We start from the raw sequence: 267 nt of genomic DNA, 5'->3' as shown, positions 1-267 counted from the left end.
AGGCAAAATTTATCAAGCCGTTCAATCTGGAAACGAAACTACTAGCAAGATAAATAAAGTGATCGACTTTGGCAGAACCAAAACTTTGAGGTTGATAAATTCTTTGGTAAAGAAAGGGTACCTAATCAAATTCGGTGAAGGCAGAGCTACCAAATACAAGTTAGCGAAGTTGGAAAAATAATGACAAAAAAGCAGCATCCTTGATCGATTCCTGATATGACCCCAAAAATTGGGACAAATTAGTATTACGCCGTTAAGGTTGTTAGA

1 pseudogene is annotated in these 267 nt (G+C 36.7%); it reads left to right on the top strand.

The window, feature by feature from the left end:
- Positions 1–181 (top strand): annotated as a pseudogene (locus OCH80_RS10325) (hydrolase); the annotation flags it as partial.
- Between the last annotated feature and the right edge of the window lie 86 nt (positions 182–267).

Origin of the sequence: Lactobacillus sp. 23-2 (assembly GCF_044902225.1) — a bacterium.
In the GTDB taxonomy this organism is placed as follows: Bacteria; Bacillota; Bacilli; order Lactobacillales; family Lactobacillaceae; genus Lactobacillus; species Lactobacillus absianus.
This window is presented reverse-complemented; position numbering and strand designations above follow the sequence as displayed.